Source organism: Georgenia sp. EYE_87 (assembly GCF_023148685.1).
Taxonomy (GTDB): Bacteria; Actinomycetota; Actinomycetes; order Actinomycetales; family Actinomycetaceae; genus Georgenia.
In genome coordinates this window covers 106440-125034 of the sequence record NZ_JAHXNL010000001.1, presented here as the reverse complement: position 1 = coordinate 125034, position 18595 = coordinate 106440, and the positions used below count along the sequence as shown (strand labels likewise).

The 18595-nt window shown below is 72.8% G+C and carries 12 protein-coding genes and 1 tRNA gene; 5 read left to right on the top strand and 8 right to left on the bottom strand.

The genetic code is table 11. The features are described from left to right. The first annotated feature begins 282 nt into the window (after positions 1–282). The 3 genes from KZX45_RS00525 to KZX45_RS00515 all read left to right on the top strand — a co-directional run bounded on the left by KZX45_RS00525 (position 283) and on the right by KZX45_RS00515 (position 2700). On the top strand, positions 283–1101 hold the full coding sequence (locus KZX45_RS00525; RefSeq protein ID WP_248255765.1) for a class I SAM-dependent methyltransferase: 819 nt from the start codon (positions 283–285) through the stop codon (positions 1099–1101). Between the two features lie 136 nt (positions 1102–1237). Beyond that, positions 1238–1948 carry a hypothetical protein gene (locus KZX45_RS00520; protein ID WP_248255764.1) on the top strand — a complete coding sequence of 237 codons (711 nt, stop codon included), beginning with the start codon at positions 1238–1240 and terminating at the stop codon, positions 1946–1948. Continuing rightward, positions 1945–2700, top strand: a complete 756-nt coding sequence (locus KZX45_RS00515; protein WP_248255763.1) for a CPBP family intramembrane glutamic endopeptidase — start codon at positions 1945–1947, stop codon at positions 2698–2700. The genes KZX45_RS00520 and KZX45_RS00515 overlap by 4 nt, the downstream gene beginning before the upstream one ends. Positions 2701–2748: 48 nt before the next feature. On the opposite strand, the gene polA is transcribed toward KZX45_RS00515, so the two are convergent. Continuing rightward, positions 2749–5451: a DNA polymerase I gene (gene polA / locus KZX45_RS00510; protein ID WP_248255762.1), complete on the bottom strand. Its 2703-nt coding sequence runs from the start codon at positions 5449–5451 to the stop codon at positions 2749–2751. On the opposite strand from polA, the gene KZX45_RS00505 reads away from it, so the two are divergent. Then, positions 5450–5890 (top strand): PaaI family thioesterase, encoded by a 441-nt coding sequence (locus tag KZX45_RS00505; RefSeq protein ID WP_248255761.1) that lies wholly within the window; start codon positions 5450–5452, stop codon positions 5888–5890. The two genes, polA and KZX45_RS00505, sit on opposite strands and share 2 nt — an antisense overlap. A 47-nt stretch (positions 5891–5937) precedes the next feature. Here the strand turns inward: KZX45_RS00505 and KZX45_RS00500 are convergent, their stop codons facing one another. From KZX45_RS00500 to gltB, 6 genes are all read right to left on the bottom strand, one after another. Next, positions 5938–7200 (bottom strand): ABC transporter substrate-binding protein, encoded by a 1263-nt coding sequence (locus KZX45_RS00500; RefSeq protein WP_248255760.1) that lies wholly within the window; start codon positions 7198–7200, stop codon positions 5938–5940. 223 nt (positions 7201–7423) lie between these two features. Further along, the gene (locus tag KZX45_RS00495; protein WP_248256275.1) at positions 7424–8041 is read right to left on the bottom strand and encodes an ANTAR domain-containing response regulator; all 618 of its coding nucleotides are present in this window, start codon (positions 8039–8041) and stop codon (positions 7424–7426) included. Between the two features lie 163 nt (positions 8042–8204). Continuing rightward, a tRNA-Leu gene (locus KZX45_RS00490) sits at positions 8205–8286 on the bottom strand. 100 nt (positions 8287–8386) lie between these two features. After that, positions 8387–9820, bottom strand: a complete 1434-nt coding sequence (pyk, locus tag KZX45_RS00485; RefSeq protein WP_248255759.1) for a pyruvate kinase — start codon at positions 9818–9820, stop codon at positions 8387–8389. A gap of 166 nt (positions 9821–9986) precedes the next feature. Beyond that, positions 9987–11471, bottom strand: a complete 1485-nt coding sequence (locus KZX45_RS00480; RefSeq protein WP_248255758.1) for a glutamate synthase subunit beta — start codon at positions 11469–11471, stop codon at positions 9987–9989. Next, a complete protein-coding gene (gltB, locus tag KZX45_RS00475; protein ID WP_248255757.1) occupies positions 11464–16041 on the bottom strand; it encodes a glutamate synthase large subunit in 4578 nt (1525 codons plus the stop codon). The genes KZX45_RS00480 and gltB overlap by 8 nt, the downstream gene beginning before the upstream one ends. A gap of 390 nt (positions 16042–16431) precedes the next feature. On the opposite strand from gltB, the gene KZX45_RS00470 reads away from it, so the two are divergent. Continuing rightward, positions 16432–17511: a hypothetical protein gene (locus KZX45_RS00470; RefSeq protein WP_248255756.1), complete on the top strand. Its 1080-nt coding sequence runs from the start codon at positions 16432–16434 to the stop codon at positions 17509–17511. Positions 17512–17523: 12 nt separating this feature from the next. On the opposite strand, the gene lgt is transcribed toward KZX45_RS00470, so the two are convergent. Continuing rightward, a complete protein-coding gene (gene lgt, locus KZX45_RS00465; protein WP_374112504.1) occupies positions 17524–18555 on the bottom strand; it encodes a prolipoprotein diacylglyceryl transferase in 1032 nt (343 codons plus the stop codon). Positions 18556–18595 lie beyond the last annotated feature (40 nt).

Sequence of the window (18595 nt, the reverse complement as noted above, 5' to 3'; positions counted from 1 at the left end):
AGTGCGGACAGGATTGTTCTGAAAGGTGACGCAGGAGCAGCCGCATAGGCACAACTGCACCAAAGGTTGATCCTACCGACGCCGGGTGCGGCCGGGCAACCACGCCGCCCCCCTCGTGACGTGCCTCACCCCCCGGGTCCGGGCTGGGCCCGGCGGGCCGCAGGTCTCCCGGGTCCGGGGCAGGCCCGGCGGGGCGTCGGCCTCCCCGCTCCCGGGCACCTGCCGACGGACGTCGCCAACTCGCCGGCAGGCGGCCCCCGGCCGGGTGTGCACACTGGTGACATGTCCCCGCAGCACGTCCCGGCCCGCGCCGGCTACGGACCCGTCGACGGCGAGGCCGCCGCGCGGGCCAACGCCGCCTGGTGGAGCGAGGAGTCCGCCGGCTACCTGGCCGAGCACGGGGAGTTCCTCGGGCCGGCGGACTTCTGCTGGTGCCCGGAGGGGCTGCGCGAGACCGACGCGCACCTGCTCGGCCCGGTCGGGGACCTGCGGGGTGCCCGCGTGCTCGAGGTCGGGTGCGGCGCGGCCCAGTGCTCGCGCTGGCTGGTCGGCCAGGGCGTCGACGCGGTCGCGACGGACGTCGCGGCCGGCATGCTCGCCCGGGGCCGCGAGCTCGACGCGGCGACCGGGATCACCGTGCCCACGGTGCTCGCGGACGCGCGGGCACTGCCGTTCGCGGACGCGAGCTTCGACGCGGTCTTCACCGCCTTCGGCGCCCTGCCGTTCGTGCCCGACCCGAACCGCGTGCACCGCGAGGTGGTGCGGGTGCTCCGCCCCGGTGGTCGCTGGGTCTTCTCCGTGTCGCACCCCGTCCGATGGGCGTTCCCCGACGACCCGACCGCCCGCGGCCTGCGCGTAACCCGGTCGTACTTCGACCGCTCGCCGTACGTCGAGACCGACGACGCCGGCCGTCCCCTCTACGCCGAGTACCACCGCACGCTGGGCGATCACGTCCGCGACGTCGTCGGGGCCGGACTGGTGCTCGAGGACCTCGTGGAGCCCGAGTGGCCGACCGGCAACGACAATGTCTGGGGCGGGTGGGGGCCCGAGCGCGGGGCGCTCCTGCCCGGGACGGCCATCTTCGTCACCCGCCGGCCCTAGAGGGCCCGCCGGTCGATCGTCCGGAGTGCCCGTTGCCCGTCGGGTCCCGCGGGGCGCACACTCTCCCGGAACGGCACCACATCCGGAGCCCGGCGGCTCGTACGGGCCCGACGGCGTTCTCCCGGCGGAGGCGACCATGGACGGTCGGCGACGAAGTCAGCTGTGGATCCGGGCGGGGCTGCTCGGACTGCCCCTCTACGGCCTGCTCACGCTGTGGTCCGCGCGCGAGCCGCAGCCCGACCCGGACAGTCAGTACGACGCGTGGGCTCGCTTCGTCACGACGCCCGAGTACGTCCTCACCCACGTCCTCGGCAGCGGCCTCGGCCTGATCCTGGCGATCTTCGGCACCTTCGCGCTCGGGGCCTACCTCGCCGGCGGCCGGGCCGGCAGCCTCGCACTGACCGCCATGACGACCACCGTCCTCGGCACGTCGCTGTTCCTGTTCGCCGGCGGGGTGTCGGCGTTCGCCTCGCCGCAGGAGGGCCAGGCCCACCTGGCCGGCGTGGAGGGGTACGACGAGCTGCCCGACAGCTACGCCAGCGACGCCTTCGCCCTCGTCGGTCTGACGTCGGTCGTCCTGTCGTTCGTGGGGAACGTGCTCCTCGGGGCGGCGGTCTGGCGCTCCCGGACGCTGCCCCGGTGGGCCGGTGTCCTCTGGCTCGCCGCAGCGGTCCTGATGTACCCGCTGGGCATCGTGGTGGCCGCGGTCAGCACGGGCAGCACCCCGCCCACGGTGCTCGTCGGCGCCGCGCTCGTCGCCGTCGCGGGCGGGTGGATCGCCTGGTCCGCCACCGACCGCCGGAGAGCCGCCGTCGGGAGCAGCCCCTCCTCCGCCGCCCACCGATGACGCGCCCCGCGACCGCCCGCACCGACGAGCACTCGTTGCCCGTGCTCCTGGCCCTGCACCTGGCCCCAGGAATCGTCACCGCGGCGCTCTTCTACCTGCTCGGGCCGCTGATGGTCCGTGCGGGCTACCCGCCGATCGCCGCGGGGATCGTCGCCGGGATCGTCGGGGTCACGGCGCTGGAGCTGGGCTTCCTGCTGCGCCAGGCGCACCGCGCCACCGGCCGCCGGGACATCTCCGCGGTGCTCCCCCTCCGTCCCGGCCCGTTCACCTGGCGCCGGACGTTGCTGTGCCTCGGCCTCGTGGTCTGGGGCCTGGCCGCCTCGATCGTGATGGCGAGCGTCAGGGACGGGATCAAGGAGTCGGCCTTCGCCTGGATGCCCGGGTGGGCGCTGGCGCCCGTGCCACCCGACGTCGGCGAGACCAGCGGTGCCCCGGCCCGCTTCCTCACCGCGGTGGGGTTCTTCCTCGTCCTCGTGCTCGTGGCCCCGCTGGTGGAGGAGCTGTACTTCCGCGGCTACCTGCTCCCCCGGCTCGCCCGCCTGGGCGCCTGGGCGCCACTGGTCAACGTCGCCCTGTTCGCTCTGTACCACCTGTGGAAGCCGTGGGACTTCTTCTCGCTCGTCGTCATCCTCGCGCCGATGGTGTACGCCGTCTGGCGGACGCGCGACGTCCGCGTCGGGATCGCCGTGCACATCGGGCTCAACGGCACGAGCTTCCTGCTCGCCACGGGGCCGCAGCTGCTCCTCGGCTGAGACGACGGGCGGGAGGGCCGTCAGGGTGGCCGAGGAGCGGCCTCGGGATCAGTGTGCGGCGTCGCGCCAGGACCGGCCCGTGCCCACCGAGACGTCGAGCGGCACGGACAGCTCCGCCGCCCCGGCCATCTCGCGCCGGACCAGCGCCTCGACCTCCTCGGCCTCCCCCGGCGCCACCTCGAGCACGAGCTCGTCGTGGACCTGGAGCAGGAGCCGCGAGCGCAGCCCGGCGGTGTCCAGCGCCCTGCGCGTGCCCACCATGGCGACCTTGATGATGTCGGCCGCCGATCCCTGGATGGGCGCGTTGAGCGCCATCCGCTCGGCCATGTCGCGGCGCTGGCGGTTGTCGCTGGTCAGGTCCGGCAGGTACCGGCGCCGCCCCATGATGGTCTCGGTGTAGCCGGTCCGGCGGGCCTGGTCGACGACGCCGGTGAGGTAGTCGCGCACGCCGCCGAACCGCTCGAAGTAGCCCTCCATGAGGGTGCGGGCCTCGGAGACCTCGATCCGCAGTTGGCGGGAGAGCCCGAACGCGCTCAGCCCGTACGCCAGGCCGTAGCTCATCGCCTTGATCTTGCTGCGCTGGGCGGCCGTGACCTCGTCGGTCGGCACGTCGAACACGCGGCTGCCGACGTAGGAGTGCAGGTCCTCGCCGGAGTTGAACGCGTCGATCAGGCCGGCGTCGCCCGACAGGTGCGCCATGATCCGCATCTCGATCTGGGAGTAGTCCGCGGTCAGGAGCTCCTCGTAGCCCTCCCCCACCACGAAGCCCTCCCGGATGCGCAGACCGTCCTCGGTGCGCACCGGGATGTTCTGCAGGTTCGGGTCGGTCGAGCTGAGCCGGCCGGTCGCGGCGATGGTCTGGTGGAAGGTGGTGTGGATCCGCCCGTCGGGCGAGATCGAGCGCAGCAGTCCCTCCGCCGTCTGCCGCAGCCGGATCTGGTCGCGGTGCGCGAGCAGGTGCTCGAGGAACGGGTGCTCCGTCTTGGCGTACAGGTCGGCCAGCGAGTCGGCGTCGGTGGTGTAGCCGGTCTTGGTCTTCTTCGTCCTCGGCATCTCCAGCTCGGTGAAGAGCACCTCCTGGAGCTGCTTCGGGCTGGAGAGGTTGACCTCGTGGCCGATGGCCTCGTACGCCATAGCGGCGGCCCGCTCCACCTCGTGGTCGAAGTCCCGGCGCAGCGACTCGAAGTTCTCCGCGTCCGCCGCGATACCCACGCGCTCCATGTCCTGCAGCACCCGCTGGACGGGCAGCTCGAGGTCGGAGAGCAGCTGCGCGGCGCCGCGGTCGGCCAGCTCGCTACCGAGCACCCCCGCGAGCTCGACGACGGCGCCCGCGCGGAGCCCCGCCAGCCGGTCCGCCGTGCCGCCGTCGAGGGCGAGCATCGCCTGCCCGCCCTCGGCCTCGTCCTCGCGCAGCTCCCGGCGCAGGTACCGCACCGTCAGGTCGGCCAGCGCGTAGCGGCGCTGGTCGGGGTGGGTGAGGTAGCCGGCCAGCGCGGTGTCGAACGTGACGCCGGCGAGCGTCAGCCCGCGTCCCCCGAGGGCGTGCCAGGCACGCTTGGCCTCGTGCACCGCCTTGGCCCGCGCGGCGGCGGCGAGCCAGGCGGCGAGGACGCTCTCCTCCTCGGGCGGGAGCTCGGAGAGGTCGATCGTGACGGCGTGGCCGCTGTCGTCGGCCAGCGCGAGGGCCCAGGCGTCGCCCGCGCCCTGCGCGGACGTGCCCGTGACGTCGAGGCCGAGGAGCTGCTCGCGCCGCTCGGCCAGCCATGGCGCCAGCCCGCCGGGGAGGTCCTGAACCGCGACGACGTCGATGTCGAGCGTCTCGGCCGGTGCCGACTCGTCCTTGTCGGGCAGCGTGGCGAAGAGCCGGTCACGCAGGACGTCGAACTCGAGCGTGTCGAAGAGCTGGTGGACCGCCTCCCGGTCGAAGGGCCGGCGCGCGAGGTCGTCCACCCCGAGCGGCAGCTCGACCTCGGTCACCAGCTGGTTGAGCCGGCGGTTGCGGATCACCTGGTCGAGGTGGTCGCGCAGGCTCTGGCCGGCCTTGCCGCCGATCTCGTCGGCCCGGCCGATGACGTTGTCGAGGCCGTCGTAGAGGTTGACCCACTTCGCGGCCGTCTTCGGCCCCACCCCCGGCACCCCGGGCAGGTTGTCGCTCGTCTCCCCCACCAGCGCGGCGAGGTCGGGGTACCGCTCCGGGCCGACCCCGTACTTCTCCAGCACCGCGTCCGGGGTCATCCGCGTCAGGGTCGAGACGCCCCGGACGGGGTACAGGACGGTGACGTCCTCGCTGACGAGCTGGAACGTGTCGCGGTCGCCGGAGATGAGCAGCACCTCCATCCCCGCCCCCTCGCCCGACCGCGCGAGGGTCGCCAGGACGTCGTCGGCCTCGAAGCCCGACTTCTCCAGGACGGGCACGTTCATGGCCGCCATGACCTCGCGGATGAGCGGCACCTGCCCCTTGAAGGGTTCGGGGGCCGCGTCCCGGTTGCCCTTGTACTCGGCGTACTCCTCTGTGCGGAAGGTCACGTCGGAGAGGTCGAACGCCACGGCGAGGTGGGTGGGCTTCTCCTCGTCGAGCAGCTTGATGAGCATCGAGAGGAACCCGTAGACCGCGTTGGTGTGCTGCCCCGTGGAGGTCGAGAAGTTCTCCGCCGGCAGGGCGTAGAAGGCACGGAAGGCCATCGAATGACCGTCGACGAGCAGGAGACGCGGGCGCTGGGTGTCAGTCACGGGTGCCACCCTAGGCGTCATGACTGACACGGACGATCTCGTCCCCGCCCTGCGGGCGACCTTCCCCGGCACCCTGATCGAGCGTCTGGGCATCGAGCTGCTGGCCGCCGGCCCGGAGCACGTGGTGGCGCGGATGCCGGTGGCCGGGAACACCCAGCCGCACGGCATGCTGCACGGCGGCGCCACCGCGGCTCTGGCCGAGACGGTGGGCTCCTTCGCCGCGACGATCCACGCCGGGCCCGGCCGCGTCGCCGTGGGCACCGAGCTCAGCGCCACCCACCACCGCCCGGCGCGGGAGGGGCACGTCACCGCCACGACGACGGCGCTGCACCGCGGCCGGCGCACCGCCACCTTCGACGTCGCGGTCGTCGACGACGCCGGACGACGGGTGTGCACCGCCCGGCTCAGCTGCATGATCCTCGACCGGGACGGGGCCGGACCGGCCACCCCTGGCCCCTGACCGGACACGCACGGACCCCCGCCGCCCGCCGGCCAACTCACCCGGTCTCAGGAGGCGCCGCCCGCCTCCGCGCGCTGGAAGGACGGGTTGTTCGCCCCGTCGAACAGGTAGATGCCGATGTTCGCGGCCGAGGGGGCGTTCGCCGCGTCGAAGGGCCCCGCGCCGGACGCCGCCTGGTAGACGATGCCCTCGTCGCTGCCCAGGAGCTCCGCGCACTCGACGAAGCCGGTGCACTCGGTCCCGCCGCCGGTGCCCGAGACGGCGGCCATGTTCGCCTGGATCGTCGGTCCGTCCGTGCCCCCGCCCCGGACGGCGGCCAGCGCCGCGAGCATCGTGGCGTCGTAGGACTCCGCGGCGTGGTCGAAGCTCTGCAGCCCCGGGTCGACCTCGAGCAGCCGGGCCCGGAACTCCTCGCTCGGGGGCACCCCGGGCCGGGTGCCCTGGGCGCCCTCGAGCGTCCCGGGGCCGAGCTGGTCCCCGAAGTCCTGCAGGTTGCGGTCGACGAAGTAGGTTCGCGACAGGTCGAAGCCCTGGGCGACCAGCTCCGCCACGATCGGCGTGGTCTGGGCGGCGAGGGCGATGATCGCGACGGCGTCGGGCCGGGTCGCCAGCGCGTTGTCGACGATCGTGGTGAAGTTCTGCTCCGTGGCGTCGAACTCCTCCCCGGGGATGCCGTAGGTGACCATCCCGCCGGCCTGCTCCACCACCCGTCGGACGACGTCGCGCAGGCCCGTGCCGTAGTCCTCGTCCAGCACCAGGAGCGCCACGCTGGCATGACCGTCGCTGATGATCAGTCTGCCCAGAACGTCGCCCTGGACCGCGTCCGGGGGTGCGGTCCGGAAGAAGAAGTCGGAGGAGCCGGGGAGCACCGGGGTGCTCGCCGGCGAGATCTGCACGATCTCCGCACCCGTGACGTCGTCCATGACGTCGAGCGTCACCTGCGCGGAGGCGGCTCCGACGACCACCGAGACCTTCTCGTCGATCAGCTCGGCCACCGACTCGGTGGCCACCCGGGCGTCGTCGGCGTCCGCGGAGTCCTTGTGCGAGACTTCCACGTCCATCCCGAGCACGCCGCCGGCCTCGTTGATCTCCCGCACCGCCAGGTCCACGCCGGCGCTCGTCGGCGGGCCCAGCTGGGAGAGCGACCCGGTCATCGGGAGCAGGGTGCCGATCCTCAGCGGCTGGGCGGCGGCCTCGGTGGCCCCGTCCCCCGTGCCGACGTCGTCGCCGTCGGCTCCGTCGCAGGCTGCGAGGGTCATCGACAGCGCGGCGACGAGGCCCAGGGAACGAGCGGTGAACATGCGACTCATGTCGGCTCCTTCGGTGCGTCACGCCTCGACCGGCCATGACCGCGCGGGTCCTGTGCGCGTCAACCTATTCACCGCGCTCCGCCGTGTCTGGACGACCTTCGTCAACCGCGTTACAGAAGGGTCACGATTGTGTAACGGCGGACAGCGGGCGCCAGGCGGACCGGGGCACGACGGCGACGGCCCGGCTCCCTGCGTGGGGAGCCGGGCCGTGTGGACGGGCTGCCTACTTCTTGCCGCCGACCTGCTCGATGACGGCGTCGGCGACCTCGCGCATCGTCAGGCGCCGGTCCATCGACGTCTTCTGGATCCAGCGGAACGCCTCGGGCTCGCTGAGCCCCATCTTGGTCATGAGGAGGCCCTTGGCGCGGTCGACGCGCTTGCGGGTCTCGAACTGCTCCGCCAGCGAGGCGACCTCGCTCTCGAGCGAGAGGATCTCCTGGTGGCGGGAGATGGCGATCTCGACCGCAGGCAGGAGGTCGGCGGGCGTGAAGGGCTTGACCACGTAGGCCATGGCCCCGGCGTCGCGGGCGCGCTCGACGAGCTCCCTCTGCGAGAACGCGGTGAGCATGACGACGGCGCAGGTGCGGGCGGAGATGATGCGCTCGGCGGCGGTGATGCCGTCCATCACCGGCATCTTCACGTCCATGACGACCACGTCGGGCTCGAGCTCGGTGGCCAGGGCGACGGCCTGCTCGCCGTTCGCCGCCTCGCCCACGACGTCGAAGCCCGCCTCCGTGAGCGACTCGACGATGTCGAGACGGATGAGGGTCTCGTCCTCCGCGACGACGACCCGGCGGCGGATGCCGGTCTCCTCGGCCTCTCCGGCCTCGGGACCGGGCAGGTCGAGGGGGGCTTCGGCCGTCAAGGTCTCGTCGGCCGCGTCGGCGCTGGTCGCGGCGTCATTCTCGTTCGTCGTCACGGCCGCAAGCCTATAGCGACCACGCCGCCCGAGCAGCACCCGGCAGCCCCCACGTGACGCGCTTCACGGCCGTGCCGCGGACCGGTGCTCCTGGCGGGACTCGAACCCGCACACCTTTCGGCGCCGCATTTTGAGTGCGGTGTGTCTGCCAGTTCCACCACAGGAGCGTGACGACGGCGGCGCCCAGGTTAGCGCGTCGCCGTGGTCGGCCGGGACGCACGCCGGCCCCGCCCCCGGCTGGTGCCGGGGCGGGGCCGGGTGCACTGCTCAGGCCTTGGGACCCTTGGTGTAGGTCTCACCGATCTTGTGCACGCGGATCGAGTTGGTCGACCCGACCTGCCCGGGCGGCATGCCGGCGACGATGACGACGCGGTCGCCCTCGTCGGCCAGGCCGGTGGTCTGCAGGATCTGGTCCACCTGGTTGACCATGTCGTCGGTGTGGCTGACGGCGGGCACCGTGTAGGTCTGGACGCCCCAGCTCACCGCGAGCCGGTTGCGGGTGTCCGTGTCCGGGGTGAACGCCAGCAGCGGGATCGGCGAGCGGAGGCGGGACATGCGGCGGGCGGAGTCGCCCGACTGGGTGAAGGTGACGAGGTACTTGACCTCGAGCATCTCGCCGATGTCGGCGGCGGCCTTGGTGATGACGCCGCCGCGGGTGTGCGGGCTGGAGCCGAGCGGGGCGATCCGCTCGCCGCCGTTCTCCTCGGTGTTCTCCACGATCCGGGCCATCGTGCGCACCGTCTCGATCGGGAAGTCGCCCACGGAGGTCTCGCCGGAGAGCATGACCGCGTCGGCGCCGTCGAGGATGGCGTTGGCGACGTCGGAGGCCTCCGCCCGGGTCGGGCGCGGGTTGGTCACCATGGACTCGAGCATCTGGGTGGCGACGATGACCGGCTTGGCGCTGCGGCGGGCGAGCTCGATGGCGCGCTTCTGCACCAGGGGGACCTGCTCGAGGGGCAGCTCCACGCCGAGGTCGCCGCGGGCGACCATGATGGCGTCGAAGGCGTCGACGATCTCGACGAGGTTCTCCACGGCTTGCGGCTTCTCGATCTTGGCGACGACCGGCACGCGGCGGCCGACCTCGTCCATGATCGCGTGCACGTCGTCGACGTCCGCGGCGGAGCGGACGAAGCTCAGGGCGATGAGGTCGGCGCCGACCTCGAGGCCCCAGCGCAGGTCCTCCTTGTCCTTGTCCGAGAGCGCGGGCACGGAGACCGCGACGCCCGGGAGGTTCAGGCCCTTGTGGTTGGAGACCGGGCCGGCGACCTCGACACGGGTGATCACGCGCGGGCCGTCGACCTCCAGGACGCGGACCGCGACCTTGCCGTCGTCGATGAGGATGCGGTCGCCGGGCGTGCAGTCGCCGGGCAGACCCTGGTAGGTGGTGGAGGCGAGCTCGGCGGTGCCGGGCACGTCCTCGGTGGTGATGGTGAAGGTGTCCCCCTCGCGGAGGTTCTCCTGGCCGTTGGCGAAGTTGCCCAGCCGGATCTTCGGACCCTGGAGGTCCACGAGCACGGCGACGGCGCGGCCCGAGGCCTGCGCCGCGGCGCGGACGTTGTCGTACACCGCCTTGTGCTCCTCGACGGAGCCGTGGGACCGGTTGATCCGGGCGACGTCCATGCCGGCGTCGACGAGTTCCTGGACCTTCTCGGCGGAGGCTGTGGCTGGGCCAATCGTGCACACGATCTTCGCTCTACGCATGGGCCCCAGCCTAGGGCCTGGCGGTCCCGGCGCACCCCCCGCAGGTCCCGGGTGCCACCTGTTGCCTCGCCCACACCTCGGCGGGCGCGTGCGCCTCGGGCCGCACGCGCGGCGGCCCGGAGCTCCCCCGCCGGGGAGCTCCGGGCCGCCGCAGGGACCCGCCGGGTCAGGCCGAGACGGACACCGTGGAGGGCAGGATCGGCGCCGGAAGGTCGGTGTCGCCCCGCAGGAAGGCGTCGACCGCCGAGGCCGCGGACCGGCCTTCCGCGATGGCCCAGACGATCAGCGACTGGCCCCGCCCGGCGTCGCCGGCCACGAACACCCCGGGCACCGACGTGGCGAAGGTCTCGTCGCGGGTGACCCGTCCGCGCTCGTCGAGGTCGAGGCCGAGCTGCTCGACGAGCCCGGTCCGCGGCACCCCGGTGAATCCCAGGGCGAGGAGCACCAGCTGGGCCGGCACGACCCGTTCGGTGCCCTCGATCGGGACCGCGCGGCCCGAGGAGCGGTCGACGTTCTCCAGCCGCAGGTGGGTGACCCGCCCCTCCCCCGCGGACCCGTCGGAGAGGAACTCGACGGTGGAGGTGGAGTAGACCCGCTCACCGCCCTCCTCGTGGGAGGTCGAGACCCGGTAGACCTTGGGATACGTCGGCCACGGCTGGTCGGCGGGCCGCTCCGTGCCGGGCAGCGGGTTGATGTCGATCTGCGTCACCGACCTGGCGCCCTGCCGCAGGGAGGTGCCGAGGCAGTCCGAGCCGGTGTCCCCGCCGCCGATGATCACGACGTCCTTCCCGGTGGCGAGGATCTGGTCCGGCACCTCCTGGCCGGCGACGACCCGGTTGTGCTGGACGAGGAAGTCCATGGCGGGGTGGATGCCCGCGAGCTCGCGTCCGGGCACGGGCAGCTCGCGCGGGACCGTGGACCCCATGGCGAGGACGACGGCGTCGTAACGCTCGAGGAGGTCCTGACCGGTGAGGGCGTTCTCGCCGGTGCCGCCGACGTCGACGCCGGGGCGGAACCGGGTCCCCTCCTGCTCCATCTGCTCGATACGGCGGTCGACCTGCCCCTTCTCCATCTTGAAGTCGGGGATGCCGTAGGTGAGCAGGCCGCCGATGCGGTCGTCCTTCTCGTACACGGCCACGGTGTGCCCGGCGCGGGTGAGCTGCTGGGCCGCCGCGAGGCCGGCGGGGCCGGAGCCGATGACGGCCACCAGCGAGCCCGTCAGCCGCTCGGGGATCTGCGGCTCGACGAGGTTGAGGTCCCAGGCGTTGTCGGCGATGGACTGCTCGATGTGCTTGATCGTCACCGCCGGCTGGTTGATGCCGAGCACGCACGCGGTCTCGCACGGTGCCGGGCAGAGCCGCCCCGTCCACTCCGGGAAGTTGTTGGTCGCGTGCAGCCGCTCGATCGCGCCGGCGAAGTCCTCCCGGCGGGTCAGCTCGTTCCACTCCGGGATCAGGTTCCCGAGCGGGCAGCCGTTGTGGCAGAACGGCACGCCGCAGTCCATGCAGCGGCCGGCCTGCCGGACCAGGGCCGGGGAGTCCTCGACGCGGCGGGTGTAGACCTCGCGGTTGTCGAGGATGCGCACCGGCACGGGCCGGCGCCTCGGGAGCTCGCGCTCCCGGACCTTGAGAAAGCCGTTCGGGTCAGCCACGGGTGGCCTCCATGATCGTGGCCCACACGTCGGGCGAGGCCGGGTCGAGGCCGTCCTCGGCCGCCTTGACGAGGGCGGCGGAGACGGCGGCGTACTGGCGCGGGAGCACCTTGGTGATCCGCGCGGTGAGGGCGTCGGGGTCGGACAGCAGCTCTGCGGCCACCGGGGAGCCGGTCAGCTCGGCATGGCGCCGGAGCAGGTCCGCGACGATCGAGACGTCCTCGGGGTCGAGGTCGCCCAGGATGAGGTCGCCGTCGGCCAGCGCGGGCGCGTTGACCTTGGCGGTGTCCAGGTCGAGCACGTAGGCGGTGCCGCCGGACATGCCGGCGCCGAGGTTCCGCCCGGTGCCGCCGAGGACGAGGAGCGTCCCCCCGGTCATGTACTCCGCGGCGTGGTCGCCCACGCCCTCGACCACGAGGGTCGCGCCGGAGTTGCGGACCGCGAACCGCTCGCCGGCCCGGCCCCGCAGGAAGATCTCCCCGGAGGTGGCGCCGTAGCCGACGACGTTGCCCGCGATGACGTTCCGCTCCGCGGCGAAGACCGAGCGCTCGTCCGGGCGGACGACGACGCGTCCGCCGGAGAGCGACTTGCCCACGTAGTCGTTGGCGTCCCCGACCAGGCGCAGGGTGATCCCGCGGGGCAGGACCGCACCGAAGGACTGCCCGGCGGAGCCGGTCAGGGTGATGTCGATCGTCCCGTCGGGCAGCCCGTCGCCGCCGTGGCGCTTGGTCACCTCGTGGCCGAGCATGGTGCCGACCGTGCGGTTGACGTTGCGCACGCCCAGCTCCAGGCGCACGGGCTCGCCGCGCTCCAGGGCGGGGGCGCACCGGGCGATGAGCTCGTTGTCCAGGGCCTTCTCGAGGCCGTGGTCCTGGCTGCGCGCGTGCCGCAGCGCGGAGCCGTCCTTGGGCTCGACCTTGACCAGCAGCGGAGCAAGGTCCAGGCCGGAGGCCTTCCAGTGGTCGACCGCCTCGGTGGCGTCGAGCAGGTCGACCTGCCCGACCGCCTCCTCCAGCGAGCGCAGCCCGAGGGAGGCGAGGTACTCGCGCACCTCCTGGGCGATGAACTCGAAGAAGTTGACCACGTGCTCCGCCTTGCCGGTGAAGCGGGCGCGCAGCTCCGGGTTCTGCGTGGCCACGCCCACCGGGCAGGTGTCCAGGTGGCACACCCGCATCATGATGCAGCCCTCGACCACCAGCGGGGCGGTGGAGAAGCCGAACTCCTCCGCGCCCAGCAGGGCGGCCACGACCACGTCGCGGCCGGTCTTCAGCTGCCCGTCCGTCTGGACGACGATCCGGTCGCGCAGATCGTTGAGCACGAGGGTCTGCTGGGTCTCGGCCACGCCGATCTCCCACGGGCCGCCGGCGTGCTTGAGGGACGTCAGCGGGGACGCGCCGGTCCCGCCGTCGTGCCCGGAGACGAGGACGACGTCGGCGTGCGCCTTGGCCACCCCGGCCGCCACGGTGCCGACCCCGATCTCCGAGACCAGCTTGACGTGGATGCGCGCCGCGGGGTTGGCGTTCTTCAGGTCGTGGATGAGCTGGGCGAGGTCCTCGATGGAGTAGATGTCGTGGTGCGGCGGCGGGGAGATGAGCCCGACGCCGGGCGTGGAGTGCCGGGTCTTGGCCACCCACGGGTAGACCTTGTGCGCGGGCAGCTGGCCGCCCTCGCCGGGCTTGGCGCCCTGGGCCACCTTGATCTGGATGTCCTCGGCGTTGGTGAGGTAGTCGGCGGTGACGCCGAACCGCCCCGAGGCGACCTGCTTGATGGCCGAGCGGCGGCGCGGGTCGTGGAGGCGGTCGGTGTCCTCCCCGCCCTCGCCGGTGTTGGACTTGGCGCCGAGCATGTTCATCGCGATCGCGAGGGTCTCGTGCGCCTCGGCGGAGATGGAGCCGTAGCTCATCGCGCCGGTGGAGAACCGCTTGACGATCTCGCTGACGGGCTCGACCTCGTCGACGCTGATCGGCTCCCGCGCCCCGGTCCGCAGCTTCATGAGCCCGCGCAGGGTCATGAGCCGCCGCGACTGCTCGTCCACCCCGTGGGTGTACTTGCGGAAGATGTCGTAGCGGCGGGTCCGGGTGGAGTGCTGGAGGCGGAAGATCGTCTCCGGGTCGAACAGGTGCGGCTCGCCCTCGCGACGCCACTGGTACTCGCCGCCCATGCGCAGGGTGCGGTGGGCGGGCGAGATGCCCGACGGCGGGTAGGCGGTGGCGTGCCGGGCGGCGACCTCGGCGGCGATGACGTCCAGCCCGACCCCGCCGAGCGGGGTGGGCGTGCCGGTGAAGTACTCCTCGACCAGGTCCTCGGACAGGCCGATGGCCTCGAAGACCTGCGCGCCCCGGTAGGACATGACCGTGGAGATGCCCATCTTGGACATCACCTTCAGCACACCCTTGCCGAGCGCCTTGATGACGTTCTTCACGGCCTGCTCGGGCGTGACGCCGGTGACGATGCCGTCGCGGACCAGGTGCTCGACGGACTCCATCGCGAGGTAGGGGTTCACGCAGGCCGCGCCGTAGCCGACCAGCAGCGCCACGTGGTGCACCTCGCGCACGTCGCCGGCCTCGACGATCAGGGAGATCTTCGTGCGGGTGCGCCGGCGCAGCGTGTGGTGGTGGACGGCCGAGGTGAGCAGCAGCGACGGGATCGGGGCGAGCTCCGCCGTCGACTCGCGGTCGGAGAGCACGATGAAGCTGGCGCCCGCGTCGATGGCGTTGTCCACCTCGTCGAAGATCTCCTCGAGGCGGGCCTGCAGGGCCGCTCCCCCGCCCGAGACCCGGTACAGGCCCTCGACCGTGACCGCCGAGAAGCCCTTGCCCTGCCGCGGGGTGCGCCCGATCTTCTTGATCTTGACGAGCTGGTCGTTGTCGATCGTCGGGAACGGCACGACCACCTTGCGGGCGTGGCTCGCGGAGTCGGCGAGCAGGTTCGGCTCCGGTCCGATGGCGCCGGCCAGCGAGGTGACGAGCTCCTCGCGGATGGAGTCCAGCGGCGGGTTGGTCACCTGGGCGAAGAGCTGGGTGAAGTAGTCGAACAGCAGCCGCGGGCGCGCGGACAGCACGGCCAGCGGGGTGTCCGTGCCCATCGAGCCGATCGCCTCGGCCCCGCTCGCCGCCATCGGGGCGAGCAGCAGGCGCAGCTCCTCCTCGGTGTAGCCGAACGTCTGCTGGCGGCGCACCACGGACAGGTGCGAGTGGTCCACGTGGTCGCGGTCGGGCAGGTCCTCGAGGTGCACGAGGCCCTCGTCGAGCCACTGCTGGTACGGGTTGGCCTCGGCGAGCCCGCGCTTGATCTCCTCGTCCTCGACGATGCGGCCAGTGTGGGTGTCGACGAGGAACATCCGGCCCGGCTCCAGGCGGCCCTTGCGCACGACGCGCGCCGGGTCGAGGTCCAGCACCCCGGACTCGGAGGCGAGGACGACGAGGCCGTCGTCGGTGACCCAGAAGCGTCCGGGCCGCAGGCCGTTGCGGTCCATGACGGCGCCGATGAGGCGGCCGTCGGTGAAGGTCATGGCGGCGGGCCCGTCCCAGGGCTCCATGATCGTCGAGGCGAACTCGTAGAACGCCCGCAGCCCGGGGTTCATGGAGGTGTGGTTCTCCCACGCCTCCGGGATCATCATGAGCACCGCGTGGGGCAGCGACCGGCCCGCGAGGTGGAGCAGCTCGAGGACCTCGTCGAAGGTCGCCGAGTCCGAGCCGCCCGGCGTGCACACCGGCAGCAGCTCCTCGAGGTCGCCCAGCACCTCGGAGGCGAGCATGCCCTCCCGCGCGGACATCCAGTTGCGGTTGCCGCGCACCGTGTTGATCTCGCCGTTGTGGGCCACCAGCCGGAACGGCTGGGCCAGCGGCCACGACGGGAAGGTGTTCGTCGAGAAGCGTGAGTGCACGAGCGCGATCTCGGAGGCGAACCGCGGGTCGGACAGGTCCGGGAAGAACGGCCGCAGCTGCGTCGTCGTGAGCATGCCCTTGTAGACCAGCGTGCGCGAGGAGAGCGACGCGATGTAGATGCCCGTGTCGTGCTCGGCCCGCTTGCGCAGCCGGTAGGTGAGCCGGTCCAGCGCCAGCCCGGCGGCCTCGCCGTCGGAGGCCGAGACGAACAGCTGGCGGAACGTCGGCATCGACTCCAGCGCGCTGGGTCCGATCATCGACGGGTCGGTCGGGACGTCCCGCCAGCCCAGGACGGTCAGCTGCTCCTCGGCGGCGAGCTCCTCGATGCGTGCGACGGCGGCGTCCCGGCCGGCGTCCTCCTCCTCCGGCCCGGGCAGGAACACCAGGCCGACGGCGTAGCGGCCGGCCGGCGGCAGCTCGAACCCGGCGACCTCGCGCAGGAACGCGTCGGGGACCTGGGTGAGCAGGCCGGCGCCGTCGCCGGTGTTCTCCTCGGCGCCGACGGCGCCGCGGTGGTCGAGGTTGAGCAGGGCTGTGAGGCCGGCGTCCACGATGTCGCGCCCGGGGGTGCCGCGCAGGGTCGCGACGAAGGCGACACCGCAGGCGTCGTGCTCACGGTCGGGTGCGTAGAGACCCGCGCGTGGGCGCGCGGGGAAGGGTCCTGAGACCTGGGGTGACTCCATCCGCGTGCTGTCCTCACTGCGGAGCGCTCCGGGGACGGGCTCCGCATCGTCGTGCTGATGTGGTGGGTCGTCGTCGTCCCGTTGGCGGCGCGATATTACTCGCAGATGACGACCTGGTGACACGAAGTGTCCACATTCTTGACACTCGACTGACGAGCCCATGGTGAATACCCCAAGAAAACGGCGGCAGAACGGCCCGTGTCAAGGTCTCGGGCGCCCAGGAAAATCGCGCCTGGAGCGCCACGCGGCCGGGCGCGTCCCGCTCGGGTCCCTCGTAGTGGGCCGCCCCGATACGGCCCGCAGACCTCCGATGCTCGCTACGTTGCGGTCGACGGGCTCGGACGGCGCACGGACTGGGGCGGGATGAGAAGCGGAGAGCTTCGACGGCCGGTGAGGACGGCGGTCGGCCTGATCGTCGCCGGCATCGCCCTGGCCGCGTGCGGGCCCGCCGGCACGGGAGCGCGACCGGAACCGCCGCCGGGAGGGACGAAGCGGGCGGGCACGGACCCGACGCAGACGCCTGCGACGACCGCGTCCGGCTCGCCGACAGCGCGGGGAGGCAGCACGACGCAACCACGCGGGCTGGCCGTTCGCGGCATCATCGGCGGCCCCGACGGGACCGCGGTGGAGCTCGCGCCGGCACTCGCGGTCGACCTCGCCCCGCACGCCGACGACCCCGACGGGACGCACGCGATCGTCCTCGTGGACGGCACGGGAGCCGTAGTCCGCTCCACCGCGTTCACCCCCGTGCGCTCGTCGGCCGAGCCGGCCGAGGGGACGACCGGTCCCGCGACCTCCGGGTCGCCTTTCCTCGTCGTCGTCCCGCCCGACCTCAGCTCGGTGGCCGAGGTACGGCTCGAGGCGGCGGGGAAGGTCCTGGCGACGCGGAGGATCTCCTCCTCGCCGCCCGCGGTCGGGGCGCCGGCTCTGTCGGAGGGCGACGCCGGGTCGTTGGGCGTGACGTGGACGTCGTCGGACCCCGATCGGGACCCGTTGACCCACTGGGTCCTCGTCAGCGCCGACGGCGGAGCCTCGTGGGAGTCGGTCGCGGCGGACCTGACCGGCAGGTCCGTCTCGGTGTCCCGGTCGACCCTCCCCGGCGGGACGGAGCTCCTGGTCCGGGTGGTGGTCAGCGACGGTCTTCGCAGCGCGTTCGCGACGTCACCACTGTCCGCGTTGCCGAACAATCCCCCGACGGTGGCGATCTCCGCGCCGGCGGACGGGCAACGCGCCACCGGGGATCAGACGGTGGTCCTCCGCGCGACCGTGGTCGACCCGGAGGACGGCAGCAGGGACGGCACCCCGGTCGAGTGGTCGTCGGACGTGGACGGGCACCTCGGCACGGCGGCCGAGCTCCTCCGGCGAGCCGACCACCTCAGCGAGGGCATGCACACGATCACCGCCACCGCCCGGGACTCCGCCGGTGGGGTCGCGATCGACCAGGTCACCCTCCACGTCGGAAGGTCGTGACCGGGGCGCGGCTCAGGAGATGCGGTCCCGGCCCTGCGAGTCCGCCGGCGACGTCTCGTCGGCGCCAGGGTCCGGCGGCCCGTCGCGGTGCGCGGACTCCCCGGGCCCGGCCGCCGTCGTGCCGGCGTCGTCCCCGGTGCCGCCGTCGGTCACGACGTCGTCCCGGGTGCCGCCGTCGGCCTCGGCCGCCTCGAGCACCGCCGGCTCCTGGCCGGGCAGCCAGATGCTCTCGGGCACGTCCCGGGTGCGGCGCCCGACGACGACGAAGGCGACGAGCGCCACCAGGAAGATCAGGACGGACGTCCACACGTTCAGCCGGAGGCCGAGGACGAGCTCGGCGTCGTCGATGCGCAGGTACTCGATCCAGACCCGACCCGCGGTGTAGAGCATGACGTAGAGCCAGAACACCCGCCCGTGCCGCAGCCTGAACCGGCGCTGGGCCCAGACGAGCACCGCCGCCGCGCCGAGGTTCCAGAGCATCTCGTACAGGAACGTGGGGTGGAACAGCGTCCCCGACTCGTACCCGCCGACGAGGTGGGCGTCGTCGATCTCCAGGCCCCAGGGCAGCGTGGTGGGCGCGCCGTAGAGCTCCTGGTTGAAGTAGTTGCCGAGCCGTCCGATCGCCTGGGCGACGAGCAGGCCGGGCGCGAGCGCGTCGGCGAACGGCGCCATGCGCAGGCCCTTGCGGCGCAGCCCGATCCAGGCGCCGACGGCGCCGAGCGCGACGGCCCCCCAGATGCCGAGGCCGCCCTGCCAGATGTAGAGGGCCCGGACGGGGTCGCCGTCCGGGCCGAAGTAGGCGTCGGGCGAGGAGAGGACGTGGTAGATCCGGGCTCCGACGATCCCGAACGGCACCATCCAGAACGCGACGTCGAGCGCGGCGTCCTGCGGCCCGCCCTTGGCGGTGTAACGGCGGTCGAGGATCCACCAGGCCGCGAAGATGCCCAGCAGGATGGCCAGGGCGTAGGCGCGGATCGGGAGGGGGCCGAGATACCACTCGGCCTGCGACGGGCTGGGGATGGAGGCGAGCGGGCTCAGGAACACCCTCGAAGGGTACTTGCCGCGGACCGTGGGCCGGACGGGC

What these genes read in the sequence shown, in the direction of transcription:
- KZX45_RS00525 (WP_248255765.1), top strand. Translation starts at nt 283, where the DNA reads ATGTCCCCGCAGCACGTCCCGGCCCGCGCCGGCTACGGACCCGTCGAC.
- KZX45_RS00520 (WP_248255764.1), top strand. Translation starts at nt 1,238, where the DNA reads ATGGACGGTCGGCGACGAAGTCAGCTGTGGATCCGGGCGGGGCTGCTC.
- KZX45_RS00515 (WP_248255763.1), top strand. Translation starts at nt 1,945, where the DNA reads ATGACGCGCCCCGCGACCGCCCGCACCGACGAGCACTCGTTGCCCGTG.
- KZX45_RS00505 (WP_248255761.1), top strand. Translation starts at nt 5,450, where the DNA reads ATGACTGACACGGACGATCTCGTCCCCGCCCTGCGGGCGACCTTCCCC.
- polA (WP_248255762.1), bottom strand. Translation starts at nt 5,451, where the DNA reads ATGACGCCTAGGGTGGCACCCGTGACTGACACCCAGCGCCCGCGTCTC.
- KZX45_RS00500 (WP_248255760.1), bottom strand. Translation starts at nt 7,200, where the DNA reads ATGAGTCGCATGTTCACCGCTCGTTCCCTGGGCCTCGTCGCCGCGCTG.
- pyk (WP_248255759.1), bottom strand. Translation starts at nt 9,820, where the DNA reads ATGCGTAGAGCGAAGATCGTGTGCACGATTGGCCCAGCCACAGCCTCC.
- gltB (WP_248255757.1), bottom strand. Translation starts at nt 16,041, where the DNA reads ATGGAGTCACCCCAGGTCTCAGGACCCTTCCCCGCGCGCCCACGCGCG.